We start from the raw sequence: 16,721 nt of genomic DNA on the forward strand, positions 1-16,721 counted from the left end.
GCCGGGGGACAGCGTTCCCGGGCCGGGAGAGCGGGCGTCAGCCGGTCGGCTTGCCGGCGAGGCGGACCGTGCTCAGGATCTGCTGGATCGTGGTGTCCGGGAGCTCGCCCTCGACGCCCTTGGGGCCGTAGAGGACCCAGGTCGAGAACTCGTCGTTGCCGTTCTTGAACGAGAAGGCGATCGACTTGCCGTCGGTGTCGCACTTCTCCTTCTTGGCCAGACCGGTCGCGGTGGCGGTCACGACACTGCCGGAAAGGCCGGACTTCGTGGTGAACGGCTTGGGCGGCGCGATCTTGACCTTCTCCTTCGGGTCGGTCTGGGCGTAGGCCGCCCAGACCCAGGTCCCCGCCTCGCTCCGCGCCGCCTGGTCGGCGCTCTTCGCGCCGCGCGCACCCTTCGTGCCGACGCCGGCCAGCTCGGTCTCCTCGTCGCGGCCGTCCTTGTCGGAGTCCTGGACGCACCACTTGCTCTTGTAGTAGGCGGGAGCCGAGAAACCGGCGACGGGCGCGGCCGTGGGGTCCTTGGTGTCCTCGAAGCCGGCGAACGTGCCCGAGCTGGAGACCTCCCAGTCGCCGGGGACGTCGAACTGTGTACCCCACTTGGGGTTGGTGACGACCTTCCAGCCCGGGATGAGGGGCTCGGGGTCGCTCTCGGAGCCGCGCGGGTTCTCCGCCGGGGCGGAGCTCGCGTCGTCCGACGCGTCCGGCTTCGCGCTCGGGGAGGCGGACTTCCTGTCGCCGGCGACGGTGGAGCCGCCGTCGTCGCCGCTGTCGTTCAGCACGATGACGCCGGTGACGACGGCGGTCACGACGACAGCGGTCGCCGCGACGATGGCGACGACGGTCGTCTTCTTCTTGTCGCCGTCCGGCTTGGGCCCGCCGGGCGGGCCGGGCACCGCGTACTGCGGGACGGTCGGCTGCTGGTACGGATTGGGCTGCCCGTAACCCGGCTGCCCGTACCCGGGTTGGCCGTACCCCGGCTGCCCGTGACCGGGCTGACTCGGCGGCCCCGGCGGGTACCCGGGCGGCCCGGACTGCCCCGGCTGCTGCCCCTGCTGCGGATATCCCGGTTGCTGATAGGGATTCGGCTGCTGGTACCCCGGCTGCTGGTACGGGTTCTGATTCGGGTCCTGCGGGTTCTGCTCGCCCCCGGGCGGCTGCTGTCCTGGCCACATGGCCAGTAACCATAGATGGGTGGCGTGTTCCCTGCTACGGCCGCCCCTGTCCCGGTGCTGTCCCGGTGCTGTCCCGGTGCTGTCCCGGTGCTGTCACGGGGGGATGGCCAAACCTGGCTACTCGTGAGTAACCTTCGGTCCATGAGCGCTGAACAGATGACCGTCGGCGAGATGCTCGTCGCGACGGTCCCGATGGCCCGGACCCTCAACCTCGAATTCCTGGAGACGACCCCCGAGCGCGCCGTCGTCCGGCTACCGGACCAGGCGGAGTACCACAACCACGTCGGTGGACCGCACGCCGGAGCGATGTTCACGCTCGCCGAGTCCGCCAGCGGCGCCATCGTCATCGCCGCCTTCGGCGACCAGATGTCGCGGGCCGTACCGCTCGCCGTCAGGGCCGAGATCGGCTACAAGAAGCTGGCCATGGGTGAGGTCACCGCGACCGCCACCCTGGGCCGCCCGATCGCCGACGTCGTCGCCCAGCTCGACGCCGGGGAGCGCCCGGAGTTCCCGGTCGCCGTCGAGATCCGGCGGGCGGACGGCGCGGTCACCGGCGAGATGACCGTCGTGTGGACCCTGCGCCCCAACAGCTGACGCCCGCGGGCGCGTGTTCCCGGGCCGCCGCGCCCTCCGGTCGGGGAGGGCGCGGCGGCTTCGGTACGTCCGGGGGGCCGACGGGCACCCGGACGGGACACGGAGTACCCGGTACGGGACCGAGCCGCCCGGCGGGTCTCAGCCCTCGTGCGCCGCGCGGTGCGCCTTGGCCAGCTCCACGTACCCGGCCGCGTTGAACCGGATGCCCTCCAGCTCCTCCGCCGTCAGCTCCCGCCTGACCTTGGCGGGCACGCCCGCCACCAGCGACCCCGGCGGAACCCGCATCCCCTGCGGTACGAGCGCCTGCGCCGCCACCAGTGACCCGGCGCCGATGTGCGCGCCGTTGAGCACCGTGGCGCCCATCCCCACCAGGACGTCGTCCTCGATGACGCAGCCGTGCAGCACCGCGTTGTGGCCGACCGAGACGCGTGCGCCCACCGTGAGCGGGAAGCCCGGGTCGGTGTGGACACTGCAGTTGTCCTGGATGTTGCTGTCCGGGCCGAGCGTGATCGGGCCGCAGTCGGCGCGCAGCACGGCCTGGTACCAGACGCTGGAACCGGCGGCCAGCGTCACCTCTCCGATCACCACGGAGGTCGGAGCCACGAACGCGTCCGCGTCGATGTCCGGCTCCTTGCCGCCCATGCCCGTGATCAACGCCTGTTCCGCCATGGCCTGCTCCTCGGTGGTCCGGTGTGCTGCTCGTGGGGCCTGCGATCGGGATCGGGCCGTCTCACACGGTAGGCGACGGCTCCCCGCGCGCGCCGGGGGGTGGGGTGAACATCACAGGTCACCGCGCGGTTGCCGCCCGCCACGCCGACTACCGTGAGCCCGTGCCGAAGAACCGCAACACGTTCTCCTTCCTCGCCCGCTGGCGGCGCCGCGCCGTCTCCCGAGCGGTCCACCGCGGCTGGGCGTGGGCGCGGGAGGCGGGCGCCGTCACCGCCGAGCACCCCGGCCGGCTGCGCTTCGGCGCGATCGGCGAGGGGACCCGGCTCGCCTTTCCGCAGGGCACCGTCTTCGGGGAGCCGTGGATCGAACTCGGCGGCCACTGCGTCATCGGCGAGCAGGTGACGCTGACGGCCGGAATGATGCCGGACCTGGACCTGGGGCCCGCGCCGATCCTCACCCTCGGCGACGGGGTGGTGCTGGGGCGGGGCAGCCATGTCATCGCCGACACGACGGTGGCGATCGGCTCGGACACGTACTGCGGCCCGTACGTCTACATCACCTCGACCAACCACAGCTACGACGACCCGCACGAACCCGTGGGCAAGCAGTGGCCCCGGATGGAACCGGTGGAGATCGGCCCCGGCTGCTGGATCGGCACCGGCGCGGTGATCCTGCCCGGTGCCCGGCTCGGCCGCAATGTGGTGGTCGCGGCGGGCGCGGTCGTCCGGGGCGAGGTCCCCGACCACGCGGTGGTCGCGGGCGCCCCGGCCCGTGTCGTACGCCGCTGGGACCCGGAGCAGGGCTGGCAGCCGCCCCTGCGCACGCCGGCTCCCGTGCCGATCCCCGAGGGCGTCACGCCCGAGCAGCTGCTCGCCCTGGCCGATCTGGAACAGGAGCCGGACTCTCCGTAAGGGCTTCGGCGAGGCCCGAGGGTGCTCGACTGCGTCGTGGTGGCGGGCGCGCGCGGCGGGGAGGCCACCCTCGCCGCCTGCGCGGTGCTCTTCCCGCACCCGGGCCGACGTCACCGGCGCGGTGCGCGAGCACCTCGGCGCCCGCAAGGCGCCCGTCGGGGCGTGGTGGCCGTCGAGGCCCTGGGGGCGGAGGCGGCCTACCGGTGGGCCGTGAGCCACGCGGTGGCGAAGTCGGCGGCCGCCCGCAGCCGGATGAGCCTGCACGGTGCCGACCCGATCGGGGCCGTGGTGACGTCACCGGGGTCCGCGGCCTCCTCGAACGCCGCGCCCAGGGCCGCGAAGTCGCCGTCGTCCAGGGCGACATCCTCGTACTCCCACCACCGCCGCACACCCTGCGGGGCCACCACACAGCGGTAGCGGCGCAGCGGAGCGCCTGGCCTGCGGTACTCGCCCAGGTGGAAGGCGGTGCAGGTGTCGTAGCCGGCGCCGAGCAGCAGGATGCCGGCGTCGGCCTCGTACAGCCGGGCGAGCGGGGACTCCTCACCGAGGTGGCACGTTGGCCGGTGCCCGGCGAGCAGCTTCGCGGCGCCCGGGCCGATCGCGGCGAAGGACGTCTGCGGATGGCCGCTGCGCCGCGCCCCCGCCGCCGTCCGTACGGTCTCGGCCAGGGCGCCCATCGAGGGGGCGGGGGTGAGCGCCGGGTCGAACGGGGGCATCGACGAGCGGACCGCCGCACGCGCCGGCGCGTCCAGGCCCCGCACGCGGGCGCGGTAGTGCGGGGAGGTGTCCGAGTTCTCCGGGGTGAACGCGGGGACCACCACCGTCCCCGCCCGCCCCACCGCCCGGCGCAGCGCCGCCAGCACGGCCACGGGCCCACCGGCGACGGCCCCCACCGACCGCAGGGAGGCATGCACCAGCAGCACATCGCCGGGGCGCACCCCCAGCCCGGACAGCGCGGCGGTCAACCGCTCGACGTCGACGGAGCCGCTGCCGCGAGATTCGCTCACGGCGGGGATCCTTCCCGTCCCCGGGTGCTCCCCACACCCGCGGCGTCAGACGCGAGGCGGCAGCGCCGGGAGCTCGATCGCCGGGCACCGGTCCATCACCATGTCCAACCCCGCCGCGCGCGTCCGCCCGTACGCCTGCGGGTCCACCACGCCGAGCTGGAACCACACCGCCTTCGCCCCGACCGCCACCGCCTCGTCGGCGACCCCGCCCGCCAGCTCGCTGTTGACGAACACGTCCACCACGTCCACCGGGAAGGGGATCTCCGCCAGCGAGGCGTACCCATGCTCCCCGTGCACCGTCTCGGCCTTCGGGTGCACCGGCACCACGCGCTTGCCGAAGCGCTGGAGCACCTGCGCCACCCCGAAGGCGGCCCGGGAGCGGTTGCCGGAGAGGCCCACCACCGCCCAGGTGTCGCCCGAGTCCTGAAGAATCCGCCGGATCGTCTCCGCGTCCGCGTACCTGCCGTCTGTGCTCATGCCGGGACAACCCACGGCCCCACCCCGCCATTCCCGCCGGAATCCGTAGGTGCGGCGGCGCATAGGGTGGGCGGATGCAGGAGCAGTACCGGACCGTCGCCCGCGCGGGTGTGCACGAGAGCGAGATCAACCGATCGCGTTTCCTCTGCTCCCTCGCCCCCGCCGCCACCGAGCAGGAGGCGCAGGACTTCGTCGCACGCGTCCGCAAGGAGCACCCCACCGCCTCCCACAACTGCTTCGCGTACGTGATCGGCGCCGACGCCTCCGTACAGAAGGGCAGTGACGACGGCGAGCCCGGCGGCACCGCGGGCGTTCCGATGCTCCAGATGCTGACGCGCCGCGAGGTCCGGTACGCCGTGGCCGTCGTCACCCGCTACTACGGCGGGGTCAAGCTCGGCGCGGGCGGACTGATCCGCGCGTACGGGGGAGTGGTCGGTGAGGCCCTCGACGCGCTCGGCACCATCACCCGGCAGCGCTTCCGGCTGGCGACGGTCCGCGTCGACCACCAGCGGGCGGGCAAGCTGGAGAACGACCTGCGGGCCACCGGGCGGGATGTGCGCGAGGTGCGGTACGCCGAGGCCGTGACCATCGAGATCGGGCTGCCGGACGCCGAGGTCGCCGCCTTCACCGGCTGGCTGGCCGACGCGACCGCCGGGGCCGCCACGCTGGAGCTGGGCGGCGAGGCGTACGGGGACGGGTGAGCGGCCTCCGGCGGCGGGCGCGTGAGGGCAATCCCACCCCGGGCAAATCCTTGATCGATGCGGGATCGGCGGCCCCACGGCGTTAGCGTGGTCGGTGCCGGCGGCGGGATCAGGGTCCGCTCCGGCGTGGCCCAGGGGTGGAGGACGACGTAGATGCAGCGCATGGGGCGGCGAGCGACGTACACGCATGGCACGACCCGCTCGACCGGCGGAGCGACCGCGTGAGGATGCTGCACACCTCGGACTGGCACCTGGGCCGGTCCTTCCACCGGGTGCCCCTGCTCGACGCCCAGGCCGCCTTCCTGGACCATCTGGTGGCGACCGTCCAGGAGCGGGAGGTGGACGTGGTCCTGGTGGCGGGCGACGTCTACGACCGGGCCGTCCCGCCGCTCACCGCCGTCGAGCTCTTCGACCGCGCCCTGCACCGGCTCGCCGCCACCGGCGTCCCCACCGTCATGATCTCCGGGAACCACGACTCGGCCCGCCGGCTGGGCGTCGGCGCCGGGCTCCTCGACCGCGCCGGGATCCACCTGCGGACCGGCCCCGAGAGCTGCGCCACCCCCGTCGTCCTCACCGACGACCACGGCGGCGTCGCCCTCTACGGCCTCCCCTACCTGGAACCGGCCCTCGTCAAGGACACCCTCCGCGCGGCCAAGGCCGGGCACGAGGCGGTCCTGACCGCCGCCATGGACCGGGTCCGCGCCGACCTCGCCACCCGCCCCGCCAAAACCCGCTCCGTCGTCCTCGCCCACGCCTTCGTGGCGGGCGGCGAACCCAGCGACAGCGAACGCGACATCACCGTCGGCGGGGTCGCCGCCGTCCCGGCCGGGGTCTTCGACGGCGTCGACTACGTGGCCCTCGGCCACCTGCACGGCTCCCAGCGCGTCACGAGCCGCGTCCGCTACTCCGGCTCCCCGCTGGCCTACTCCTTCTCCGAGGCCGACCACCGCAAGACCATGTGGCTGATCGACCTGGACGCCGACGGGAACATCGCCGCCGAGGAGCGGATCGACTGCCCCGTCGAGCGCCCCCTCGCCCGGCTCCGCGGCCACCTGGACACCCTCCTGGAGGACCCGGCCCTGGACCGCCACGCGCACGCCTGGGTCGAGGCCACCCTCACCGACCCGGTCCGCCCCGCCGACCCCATGGCCCGCCTCAGCGCCCGCTTCCCGCACACCCTCAGCCTCGTCTTCGACCCCGAGCGGCCCCCCGAGGACCCGCTCGCCTCCTACGCCCAGCGCCTCAAGGGCCGCGACGACCACCAGATCGCGGAGGACTTCGTGGCCCATGTGCGCGGCGGCAGCGGACCCGACGACCTGGAACGCACCGTCCTGCGAGCCGCGTTCGACGACGTACGGGTGGACGAGAGCGTGCGCGAGGTGTCCCCTTGAGACTGCACCGCCTCACCCTCACCGCCTTCGGCCCCTTCGGCGCCACCCAGGAGGTCGACTTCGACGCCCTCTCCTCGGCCGGCCTCTTCCTGCTGCACGGCCCGACCGGCGCCGGGAAGACCTCCGTCCTGGACGCCGTCTGCTACGCCCTGTACGGAGCCGTCCCCGGAGCCCGCCAGAGCCCGGGCGCCACCCTCCGCAGCGACCACGCCCCGGCCGACCTGCCCACCGAGGTCCAGCTGGAGCTGACCGTCGGCGGCCGACGCCTCGAAGTCAGCCGCAGCCCCGCCCAGCCGCGCCCCAAGAAGCGGGGCGACGGCTTCACCCTGGAGAAGGCCCAGAGCCGGCTGCGCGGTTACGACCCCGAGCGCGGCTGGCAGGCCCTCAGCAAGTCGCACCAGGAGATCGGCGAGGAGCTGGCCCAGCTGATCGGCATGAGCCGGGATCAGTTCTGCCAGGTCGTGCTGTTGCCCCAGGGCGACTTCGCCCGCTTCCTGCGCTCCGATGCCGAGGCCCGTGGCAAACTGCTGGGCCGGCTCTTCGACACCCGCCGGTTCGCCGCCGTGGAGGAGCGCCTCGCCGAACTGCGCCGGGGCGCCGAGGCCCGGGTGAAGGCGGGCGACGAGCAGATCCTCGCCCTCGCCCAGCGCATCGCCCAGGCAGGCGGCCCGGCCGCGACCGAGGCCGCGGCCCCCGCCGACCGGCCGGGCGAACCCGGTCTCGCCGAAGCGGTGTTGCAGTGGGCCGCGATGGCTCGTAGCGCCGCCCGCGAACGGCTCGACATCGCCCACGCGGTGGTGGCGGAGGCCGAGTGCCGTGGGCGGGCCGCCCGCCGTGCACTGGACGCGGAACGCGAACTGGCCCGCCTCCAGCAGCGGTACGAGGAGACCCGACGGCGCGCCGAAGCGCTGGAGGAGCGGCGCCCCGAACATGACCGCTGCCAGGAGCGGTGGGAGCGTGCCCGCAAGGCGGACCGGGTCGCCCCCGCACTGGAGCTGCGCGAGGAGGCCGAGCGTGCCTACCGGGCGGCGAGCGATGTGCTCGACCGGACCCGGGAGCGGCTGCCCGCCGACCTGGCCGACGCGGGCGCCGGCCAACTCGCCGAGCTGGAGCGCCGGTTCCGGGGGGAGCTCGGCGGGCTCGAAGCGGCCCGCAAGGCCGAGGCGCGCAGCGCGCGGATCGACGAGGAACGGGTCCGGCTGAACCGGGACGCCCGGGCCGACGACGAGATCGTCCGGGAGGCGGACGCGTGGCTGGCCGGCTGGGACGCCACCCGCGCGGAGCTTACCCAGCGCATCGACGCCGCCCAGGAGGCCGCCACCCACGCCGAACAGCTCGCCGGACTCCTCACCCCGGCCCGCCGCCGACTGGACGCGGCACGTCGGCGCGACGCGCTCGCCACCGACGTACAGGACGCCGGTGCGGCGCTCGCCGCCGTGCGTGAACAGGCCCTGGACGCACGCGACTCCTGGCTCGACCTGCGGGAGCGCCGCCTGCGGGACATCGCGGCGGAGCTCGCCGCCGGCCTCGCCGAGGGCGAGCCCTGCACGGTCTGCGGCTCCGCCGAACACCCGGCTCCCGCGAGCCCCGGCGAGGGCCATGTGGACCGGGCCACGGAGGAGAAGGCCCTCGCGGCGCACCGGTCGGCCGAGGAGGCCCGCACCCGCGCGGAACAGGAACTCGGACTCGTACGCGAACGGCACGCGGCAGCCGAGACGGAAGCCCGGGGGGAAGACTCCGCTGCCGCGACCGTCGCCGAACTGCGCTCCCTCGTCGACCGGTTGACCGACGAGCACACCGAGGCCCACCGCCTCGCCGCCGGGACGCACGCCGCGCGCGAGGCACTCACCGCCGCCGAGCGCGAACACACCGAGCGGGTGGAGCAGCGGCAGGAGGCCAGGAACAGGGCCGCCGCCCGTACCTCCCAGCGGGAGGCCCTCGACCGCGAGCAGGCCGCCCTGGAGGACGAACTCACCGCCGCCCGGGGCGAATCGGAGTCCGTCGCCGCGCACGCGCAACGGCTGACCCGCCGGGTCGCGCTCCTCGCCGACGCCGCCGAGGCCGTACGCACCGAACAGGACGCGGCCCGGCGGCGCAAGGAAGCCGACGGCCGGCTCTCCGACGCGGCCTTCAAAGCCGGCTTCGACACCCCGCAGGCCGCCGCCGCCACCCTCCTCGACGCCGCCGCGCAACGCGACCTCCAGCACCGCGTCGACGCCTGGCAGGCGGAGGCCGCGGCGGTCGCCGACCGCCGCACCGAACGGGACGCGCGGGCAGCCGCCGAGCGCCCGCCGGCGCGGACCGCGGCGGCCGAGAGCGCCCAGGAGACGGCCGAACGGCTGCTGCGCGAGGCGTCCTCGGCGCGCGCGGCCGCCCGCGACCGGTGCGCCGAACTCGACCGGCTCTCCGGACAGGCCGCCGAGGAGGTGCGACGGCTGGGACCGGTGCGCCGGGAGTACGAGCGGGTCGCCCGGCTGGCGGGCCTTACCGCGGGGACCTCCGCCGACAACGAACGCAAGATGCGCCTGGAGGCGTACGTCCTCGCCGCCCGCCTCGAACAGGTGGCGGCCGCCGCCACCGCCCGGTTGCAGCGGATGTCCTCCGGCCGCTACACCCTCGTCCACTCCGACGCCCGAACGGGCGGCCGCCGGGCCGGGCTCGGACTCCATGTCGTGGACGCCTGGACGGGCAACGAGCGGGACACCTCCACGCTCTCCGGCGGGGAGACGTTCTTCGCCTCCCTGGCCCTGGCGCTCGGTCTCGCCGACGTCGTCACCGAGGAAGCGGGCGGCGTGCGCCTGGACACCCTCTTCATCGACGAGGGCTTCGGCAGCCTGGACGACCAGACCCTGGACGAGGTGCTCGACGTGCTCGACTCGCTGCGGGAGCGGGACCGCAGCGTCGGGATCGTCAGCCACGTGGCCGATCTGCGCCGCCGCATCCCGGCCCGGCTCGAAGTGGTGAAGGACCGGCACGGATCGACGGTCCACCACCGCGTCTAGCGCCTTCGGGGGTGGCTCCTGCGGTTGTGTCCAAGGGGTGGCTTTGGCGGTTCAGCGGCCGATCGCGCGCCGGGGGAGCGGTGAGGAGTACACGACGCTGGTGGTGACCGAACCGAGGGCGCCGATCCGGCCGGTGACCTCCTCCAGGTGCCGCATCGAGCGGGCCGTCACCTTGAGGACGAAGCAGTCGTCCCCCGTGACGTGATGGGCCTCCACGATCTCCGGGGTGGTCTCCAGGAGGTCGTGGAAGGGCTTGTAGTTCCCGTTCGGATAGCGCAGCCGCGCGAGCGCGAGGATCGGCAGCCCGAGCCGCTCGGCGTCGACCACCGCCGCGTAACCGCTGATCACCCCCATCTCCTCCAGGCGCCGTACCCGTTCCGTCACGGCGCTGGGGGACATGGCGACGGCGCGGGCGAGCTCGGCGAAGGTGGCGCGGCCGTCGCGCTGGAGGACATCGAGAAGGCGCCAGTCGGTGGCGTCCGGGGAATAGTCGGTCACTCCACCGAGACAACAGGGAAATCCCCGGGGGATCAAGGCCGGTGCCGGGGAATCCCCCTTCCTGGTCCCGATCGGCGGCCATAGATTCATGGTCATGACCTCCTGGACCACGGCCATGGCCGTCAACTCCGTCCTGCGCGTCCCGCCCGCATCCCCGGCCGCGGCGGCCGCCCACTTCGGCGCCTCGCTCGCCTTCCACGCCGATGTCTCCGACGTCGCCTCCGCACTCGCCGCCGACGGTGACCCCGGCTTCGTCGTCGTGGACTCCCGCTCCACCGCCTCCTGGGACCAGGGGCACGTCCCCGGCGCGGTGCACCTGCCCACGGCCCTGATACCCGAGCACGCGGCACGGCTGCTGGACCCGGCCGTCCCCGTCGTCACGTACTGCTGGGGGCCGGGATGCAACGGCGCCACCCGCGCGGCCCTGGCACTGGCCCAACTCGGCTACCAGGTAAAGGAGATGCTCGGCGGCTTCGAATACTGGGCGCGCGAGGGCTTCGCCTTCGAGACCTGGGAGGGCGCCGGGCGGCGCGCCGCCGACCCGCTCACGGCCCCGGTCGACGACGCCGACTGCGGCTGCTGAGGGGCTCCCGGCCGGCACCTTCAGGAATGCGGCCCGGCGGCGGCCAGCGCGGCGAACAGCTCATCTGCCGCCGCCGCCCCCACGGGCAGCCCGCTGACCTGGCCGTCACCCACCTCCACCACCCGCCACACCCCGTCCTCCCGCAGCGCCAGGTCGGTCGTGACCCAGCGCGGCCCGAGCCGCCGCACCGCCTCACGCACCGGGCCCAGCGGAGGATCGGGCAGCCGGTCGGGAGTGTCGGGGTGGGCGGTCACGAGCACCGGCTCTCCGTCCAGCCACCACACCCGCGCCTCCCCGCCCGGTACGAACGGTTCGAAGGCGCGCAGCACCAGCCCCGGTACCAGTACGGGCCGGAGCCCCGCGCCACCCGTGCCACCGCCCCGGCCGCGTCCCCGGCGAGGAGCGCCTCGTGGTCGACCGGCACGACCCCGCCTCCCGCGGCCCGGACAGCGGCCACCTCGTCGGCGAAGTGCGGGTCGGGCCGGTTCGGCCGCAACGGGTCGGCGCAGAAGAGGAATCCGGTCCGTTCGGTCCTGGCGGACTGCCTCACTCGGTCGTGCGGAACCCGGCCGGTCCCGCTCGGTGAGCGGGACCGGCCGGGGCGGCGGATCAGAGCTTGGACAGCTCGTCCACCAGGTCGTCCAGGCCGAGCGACCCCTGGGAGAGCGCCGCCATGTGCCATGCCTTGAGGTCGAACGCGTCACCGTGGGCGGCGCGGGCGTTCTCCCGGCCCAGCAGCCAGGCCCGCTCGCCCAGCTTGTAGCCGATGGCCTGGCCCGGCATCGAGAGGTAGCGGGTCAGCTCACTCTCCACGAAGTCGGCCGGCCGCCCGCTGTGGCCGCCGAAGAACTCCTGCGCGAGGCCGGGCGTCCAGCGCTCACCCGGGTGGAACGGCGAGTCCGCCGGAATCTCCAGCTCCAGGTGCATGCCGATGTCCACGATGACCCGGCAGGCACGCATCATCTGCGCGTCCAGATAGCCCAGGCGCCGCTCCGCGTCCGGCAGGAAGCCCAGCTCGTCCATCAGCCGCTCCGCGTACAGCGCCCAGCCCTCGGCGTTCGCGCTGACCTGGCCGACCGACGCCTGGTAGCGGGAGAGGCTGTCGGCGACATGCGTCCACTGCGCGATCTGCAGGTGGTGGCCGGGGACACCCTCGTGGTACCAGGTCGAGACCAGGTCGTACACCGGGAAGCGGGTCTCGCCCATGGTGGGCAGCCAGGTGCGCCCGGGGCGCGAGAAGTCCTCGGACGGACCGATGTAGTACGGGGCCGCGGCGCCGCCGGGCGGGGCGATGCGGGACTCCACCTTCCGGACCCGCTCCGCCAGGTCGAAGTGCGTGCCGTCCAGCGCCTCGATGGCCTCGTCCATCAGCCCCTGGAGCCACTCGCGGACCTCCTCCACCCCTTCGATGTGCGTGCCGTGCACATCGAGGTGGGCGAGCGCCTCCCAGGGACCCGCGCCGGGCAGGATCTTCGCGGCCTCGGTCTGCATCTCGGCCAGCAGCCGGTGGTACTCGGACCAGCCGTACGCGTACGCCTCGTCGAGATCGAGGTCCGTCCCGTTGTAATAGCGCGACCAGCGCGCGTAACGCTCCCGGCCCACCGTGTCGGGCGCCCCCTCGATCGCCGGGGCGTAGACCTCACGTACCCAGTCCCGCAGGGAGGTGAGAGCGGCGGTCGCGAGCCGGGCGGCCTCGTCCAGCTCCGGGCGCGCCGCCTCGGGTGCCGGGGCGACGAACTCCGAGAAGAACGCGGCGTTTTCGCCTTCGCCGCCCCACTCCGCGAGCTGCCCGACGAAGGTGGCGGTCGCGCGGGGGCCGCCGTACAGCTTGCGCTCAAGACCGAGCCCGAGCGAGGCCCGGTACCCCTCGATCGCGGCCGGGACCGCGCGCAGCCGTTCCACGACGGCCGCCCAGTCCTCCTCCGTCTCGGTGGGGGTGACCGTGAAGATCTCGATGAGGCTGTGGGCGGGCGAGTGCAGATTGGAGACGGTCCGCAGTCCCTCCTCCGCCTGGTGCACGGCGAGTTCCGCCGTCAGCCGCTCCCGCAGGAGCCGCCCGCAGCGGCGCTCGGCATCGCTGTCCGCACCCGGCAGCCGCTCCGCGTCATCCAGCTTCAGCAGCGTGGCGCGGATGAGGTCGGCGACCGCGGCCTGACCTGCTGGTGAGAAATCGGGCAGCCGGCGCGAGCTTTCCCGGACACCCAGATAGGTGCCCGTGATGGGGTCGAGTTCGATGATTGCGTCGACGTAGGCGTCGGCGACCTGACGGGGCAGCGCGCTGCTCGAAGTGTCTGACATGCGGACATCCTCCAACGGCGGGGCCCTCCCCGTCACCACCGTTTACGGGCGTACGTCCGAAAGACGATCACGGACGGATCGCCTCGCCGGGCGGCAGCAGGGGGCCGCAGTCCCACTGCTGGAAGATCAGCCGGGTCTCGACCCGGGCCACCTCCCGGCGCGAGGTGAACTCGTCGAGCACCAGCCGCTGCAGATCCGCGGTGTCGGCCACCGCCACCTGGACCAGGTAGTCGTCGGGGCCGGTGAGGTGGAACAGCGCGCGGGACTCCGGCAGGGCCCGGACCCGGTCGACGAACGGGCCGATGAGCTCGCGGCGGTGCGGCCTGACCTGCACCAGCAGCAGCGCCTGAAGCCCCCGGCCGAGCTTCGCCGGATCCAGCCGCAGCTGATCGCCGAGGATGACCCCGGAGCGGCGCAGCCGGGTCACCCGGTCCAGACAGGTCGAGGGGGCCACCCCGACCTCGGCGGCGAGCTCGCGGTACGTGGACCGCGCATCGTTCTGCAGCAACCGCAGAATATGCAGATCCACCGGGTCCAGAGCGACGGAATCGGCCATGCGGCGAACGTAACACGGTCCTTCGCCGCTACGAACCGGTAACTGTTCAGAGTGCACCCATGGACAACGAAGTCTCGACGACGCCCCCTGCCCCCACCCCGGCCAGGGCGCTGGCCACCGAAGCCGTGCACGCCGGACGCGACGACCTCGCCTCCCTCGGCCTGCACGCCCCGCCGCTCGACCTGTCCACCACCTACCCCTCCTACGACTCGCGCGGCGAGGCCGAGCGCATCGACGCCTTCGCCACCACGGGCGCCCGGCCGGACGGCCCGCCCGTCTACGCCCGGCTGGACAACCCGACCACCGCCCGCTTCGAGACGGCGCTCGCCCGGCTGGAGGGGACCGACAGTGCCGTCGCCTTCGCCAGCGGCATGGCGGCCCTCACCGCGGTCCTGCTGGCCCGCGCGAGCATGGGGCTGCGCCACGTCGTCGCGGTCCGGCCCCTCTACGGCTGCAGCGACCACCTGCTGGGCGCCGGGCTGCTGGGCACCGAGGTGACCTGGACCGACCCGGCGGGCATCGCCGACGCCATCCGCCCGGACACCGGTCTGGTCATGGTCGAGACCCCGGCCAACCCCACTCTCGCCGAGATCGACATCCGCGCCGTCGCGCACTCCTGCGGTTCCGTACCGCTCCTGGTCGACAACACCTTCGCCACCCCCGTCCTGCAGCGCCCGGTCGAACACGGCGCCCGGATCGTCCTGCACAGCGCCACCAAGTACCTCGGCGGACACGGCGACGTGATGGGCGGAGTCGTGGCCTGCGACGAGGAGTTCGCCGCCCGGCTGCGCCAGGTGCGGTTCGCCACCGGCGGGGTGCTGCACCCGCTGGCCGGCTATCTGCTGCTGCGAGGGCTGTCCACCCTTCCGGTACGGGTACGGGCGGCCTCGGCCAGCGCCGCCGAACTCGTCCGCAGGCTGACCGCCGATCCCCGGATCGCCCGGGTGCACTACCCGGAGATCGGCGGGGCGATGATCTCCTTCGAGGTCTACGGGGACCCGCACGACGTGATCGCCGGCGTACGGCTCATCACGCCCGCGGTCAGCCTCGGCAGCGTGGACTCACTGATCCAGCACCCGGCCTCCATCAGCCACCGCATCGTGGACGAGGGGGACCGGCAGGCGGCCGGGGTCGGGGACCGGCTGCTGCGGATGTCCGTCGGCCTGGAGGACGTCGAGGACCTGTGGGCCGACCTGTGCCAGGCGCTCAGCGACGGGCCTGTTCCACAGGTCCGGAAGGCCGAGCGGTCCGCTCGGCCGGTGCACTCGTCGGCTCCGTCGCCTTCGCCAGCCGTGCGGTGATGACCAGGGTGCCTTCCTCGATCTGGTAGTCGAGGGGCAGTTCCAGGGCGCGCATCGCGGCGACCATGCCGGTGTTGCGGGACTGCGTGACTGCGTACACGCTGTCACAGCCCGCCTCCTCGGCGAGCTGCACCAGCCGGCCCAGCAGCTCCGAGCCGATGCCCCGGCGCTGCCAGTCGTCCTCGACGAGGAGGGCCACCTCGGTCTCGTCGCCGTCCCAGAGGAGGTGGCCCAGCGCCACCAGCTTGCCGGACGCGGTCTGGACGGCCAGGGTGCGGCCGAAGCGCGGGCTGAGCAGGTGGTCCAGGTAGCGGTCGGCGTCACCCACGGGGCCGTGGTAGCGCAGGCTCAGGGTGCCCGGGGAGCAGCGGTCGTGCATGGCGCGCGCGGCGGCGAGATCGCCGCGGTCCGCGCGGCGCACGGTGATCTCGTTGCCCTCGGGCAGCGTGAGGATGTCCTCGCTACGGGGCACCCGCGGGCCGAGCCGGGCATCCAGCTCCACCAGGGCGCGGGCCCGGGCGAACTCGGTGGGGGTGAACGGCAGATAGGGCCGCTCGACGGAGATGACTCCGCCGGACGGGTCGCGCAGCCGCATCACCGTCTCCTCCAGCACGCCCTCGACCGGGGCGCTCTCCCCGGTCGGCCGGCCGGTGATGGAGACGGCGGGCAGCGAGTGGATGGTGCACCGGCCGAGCAACTGGCGCAGGGCGAGCGGGAGTTCCGCCGCGTCGAGCGCCGTGCGCGTGGCCAGCGAGAGCACCCGGGTCGGGGTGTCGACCAGATCGTGGGCGTCCGCCCGCTCGATCCAGGTGGCGGAGCCGCCCGCGCCCGCGATCTGCCGGGCCAGCTCCTGCGCCGGGAGCGAGGCGGGCGCCCGCAGCAGGAACTCGTCGACCGTCCCGTCGGCCAGCGGGTGGGTCTGCAGCGTCAGGATGTCGATGCGGAACCGGGCGAGCACGAGGCACAGGGCGGCCAGAGAGCCAGGGGCGTCGCGCACGGTCGTCCGCATCCGCCACAGAACGCTCCCCCCGGACCCGGACCCGGACCCGTCCCCCGGCCCGTCCCCGGTGATCGAACCGATGGCCCCGTCCGGCGTCGGACCGGACGCGACCGGTTCCTTCGGCGGGGGAGCGTTGCTGTGGCGCCGTGCCCACCAGGTGTGGAAGGTCGCCGTGGCCACCAGGGCCACGGCCGACGCCATGAGCAGGTAGGGGCCGTCGGGCTGGTGCCCGATCAGGTTGGCGATCGCGTCGGCCACGGCGACGGCGGTGAACAGCGCGGCCAGCTCGATCAGGTCCCGCCGCCAGTGATGCGGACGGCGGGAGGTCTTCGAAGACGTCACATCAGTCATATCCTCACTGTGAACGCATGGTGTTGCCTGACCACGAACACCTTGTGACTGATGGGTTAAGTATGGATCTGATTACCTATCGTCGTTTTTCGGCCGGATTTGGCGGCCAGGTGAGGTGCGCTGGTAGAGAGCCTCCCACCTGGGAGGACTCCAGGGTGGACGGGCGTGCGTAGGCCAGGGCCTGAACGGATCGGGTCAGGGGAGAACC

The 16,721-nt window shown here is 73.8% G+C and carries 15 protein-coding genes and 1 pseudogene; 7 read left to right on the plus strand and 9 right to left on the minus strand.

The features are described from left to right. Positions 1-37: 37 nt before the first annotated feature. Positions 38-1,174: a hypothetical protein gene (locus ACIQAK_RS19945; protein ID WP_366390299.1), complete on the minus strand. Its 1,137-nt coding sequence runs from the start codon at positions 1,172-1,174 to the stop codon at positions 38-40. Positions 1,175-1,330: 156 nt separating this feature from the next. Between ACIQAK_RS19945 and ACIQAK_RS19950 the strand changes: the two genes are divergently transcribed. Then, positions 1,331-1,768 (plus strand): DUF4442 domain-containing protein, encoded by a 438-nt coding sequence (locus ACIQAK_RS19950; RefSeq protein WP_366390370.1) that lies wholly within the window; start codon positions 1,331-1,333, stop codon positions 1,766-1,768. A gap of 138 nt (positions 1,769-1,906) precedes the next feature. Here the strand turns inward: ACIQAK_RS19950 and ACIQAK_RS19955 are convergent, their stop codons facing one another. Continuing rightward, positions 1,907-2,437: a gamma carbonic anhydrase family protein gene (locus ACIQAK_RS19955; protein WP_366390298.1), complete on the minus strand. Its 531-nt coding sequence runs from the start codon at positions 2,435-2,437 to the stop codon at positions 1,907-1,909. A gap of 161 nt (positions 2,438-2,598) precedes the next feature. On the opposite strand from ACIQAK_RS19955, the gene ACIQAK_RS19960 reads away from it, so the two are divergent. Continuing rightward, on the plus strand, positions 2,599-3,348 hold the full coding sequence (locus ACIQAK_RS19960; RefSeq protein WP_366390297.1) for an acyltransferase: 750 nt from the start codon (positions 2,599-2,601) through the stop codon (positions 3,346-3,348). 197 nt (positions 3,349-3,545) lie between these two features. On the opposite strand, the gene ACIQAK_RS19965 is transcribed toward ACIQAK_RS19960, so the two are convergent. After that, entirely contained in the window at positions 3,546-4,355 is an 810-nt protein-coding gene (locus ACIQAK_RS19965; RefSeq protein ID WP_366390296.1) for an AAC(3) family N-acetyltransferase, read from the minus strand. A gap of 45 nt (positions 4,356-4,400) precedes the next feature. Beyond that, entirely contained in the window at positions 4,401-4,832 is a 432-nt protein-coding gene (locus tag ACIQAK_RS19970) for a CoA-binding protein (protein WP_366390295.1), read from the minus strand. Between the two features lie 74 nt (positions 4,833-4,906). Between ACIQAK_RS19970 and ACIQAK_RS19975 the strand changes: the two genes are divergently transcribed. The 3 genes from ACIQAK_RS19975 (at position 4,907) to ACIQAK_RS19985 (ending at position 9,926) form a co-directional block, all read left to right on the plus strand. Continuing rightward, entirely contained in the window at positions 4,907-5,533 is a 627-nt protein-coding gene (locus tag ACIQAK_RS19975; RefSeq protein ID WP_366390294.1) for a YigZ family protein, read from the plus strand. Positions 5,534-5,754: 221 nt separating this feature from the next. Further along, positions 5,755-6,924, plus strand: a complete 1,170-nt coding sequence (locus tag ACIQAK_RS19980) for an exonuclease SbcCD subunit D (protein ID WP_366390293.1) — start codon at positions 5,755-5,757, stop codon at positions 6,922-6,924. Next, complete coding sequence (locus tag ACIQAK_RS19985) at positions 6,921-9,926, plus strand: SMC family ATPase (RefSeq protein WP_366390292.1); 3,006 nt, start codon at positions 6,921-6,923, stop codon at positions 9,924-9,926. The genes ACIQAK_RS19980 and ACIQAK_RS19985 overlap by 4 nt, the downstream gene beginning before the upstream one ends. 51 nt (positions 9,927-9,977) lie before the next feature. Here ACIQAK_RS19985 and ACIQAK_RS19990 read toward each other — a convergent pair whose 3' ends face one another. Continuing rightward, on the minus strand, positions 9,978-10,424 hold the full coding sequence (locus ACIQAK_RS19990) for an Lrp/AsnC family transcriptional regulator (RefSeq protein ID WP_366390291.1): 447 nt from the start codon (positions 10,422-10,424) through the stop codon (positions 9,978-9,980). Positions 10,425-10,512: 88 nt separating this feature from the next. Between ACIQAK_RS19990 and ACIQAK_RS19995 the strand changes: the two genes are divergently transcribed. Continuing rightward, the gene (locus ACIQAK_RS19995; protein ID WP_366390290.1) at positions 10,513-11,007 is read left to right on the plus strand and encodes a rhodanese-like domain-containing protein; all 495 of its coding nucleotides are present in this window, start codon (positions 10,513-10,515) and stop codon (positions 11,005-11,007) included. A gap of 20 nt (positions 11,008-11,027) precedes the next feature. Here ACIQAK_RS19995 and ACIQAK_RS20000 read toward each other — a convergent pair. The 3 genes and pseudogenes from ACIQAK_RS20000 to ACIQAK_RS20010 form a co-directional block, all read right to left on the minus strand. Beyond that, positions 11,028-11,557: pseudogene (locus ACIQAK_RS20000) on the minus strand (ATP-grasp domain-containing protein). A 59-nt stretch (positions 11,558-11,616) separates the two neighbouring features. Further along, a complete protein-coding gene (locus tag ACIQAK_RS20005) occupies positions 11,617-13,305 on the minus strand; it encodes a DUF885 domain-containing protein (protein ID WP_366390289.1) in 1,689 nt (562 codons plus the stop codon). Positions 13,306-13,372: 67 nt separating this feature from the next. After that, a complete protein-coding gene (locus tag ACIQAK_RS20010) occupies positions 13,373-13,861 on the minus strand; it encodes an Lrp/AsnC family transcriptional regulator (RefSeq protein ID WP_366390288.1) in 489 nt (162 codons plus the stop codon). Positions 13,862-13,920: 59 nt separating this feature from the next. Between ACIQAK_RS20010 and ACIQAK_RS20015 the strand changes: the two genes are divergently transcribed. Continuing rightward, positions 13,921-15,162 carry a PLP-dependent transferase gene (locus tag ACIQAK_RS20015; RefSeq protein ID WP_366390287.1) on the plus strand — a complete coding sequence of 414 codons (1,242 nt, stop codon included), beginning with the start codon at positions 13,921-13,923 and terminating at the stop codon, positions 15,160-15,162. On the opposite strand, the gene ACIQAK_RS20020 is transcribed toward ACIQAK_RS20015, so the two are convergent. Continuing rightward, positions 15,068-16,504 carry a GNAT family N-acetyltransferase gene (locus tag ACIQAK_RS20020; protein WP_366390369.1) on the minus strand — a complete coding sequence of 479 codons (1,437 nt, stop codon included), beginning with the start codon at positions 16,502-16,504 and terminating at the stop codon, positions 15,068-15,070. The genes ACIQAK_RS20015 and ACIQAK_RS20020 overlap by 95 nt on opposite strands. Between the last annotated feature and the right edge of the window lie 217 nt (positions 16,505-16,721).

The sequence above is a fragment of the Streptomyces sp. NPDC088706 genome, from assembly GCF_044752765.1.
Taxonomy (GTDB): Bacteria; Actinomycetota; Actinomycetes; order Streptomycetales; family Streptomycetaceae; genus Streptomyces.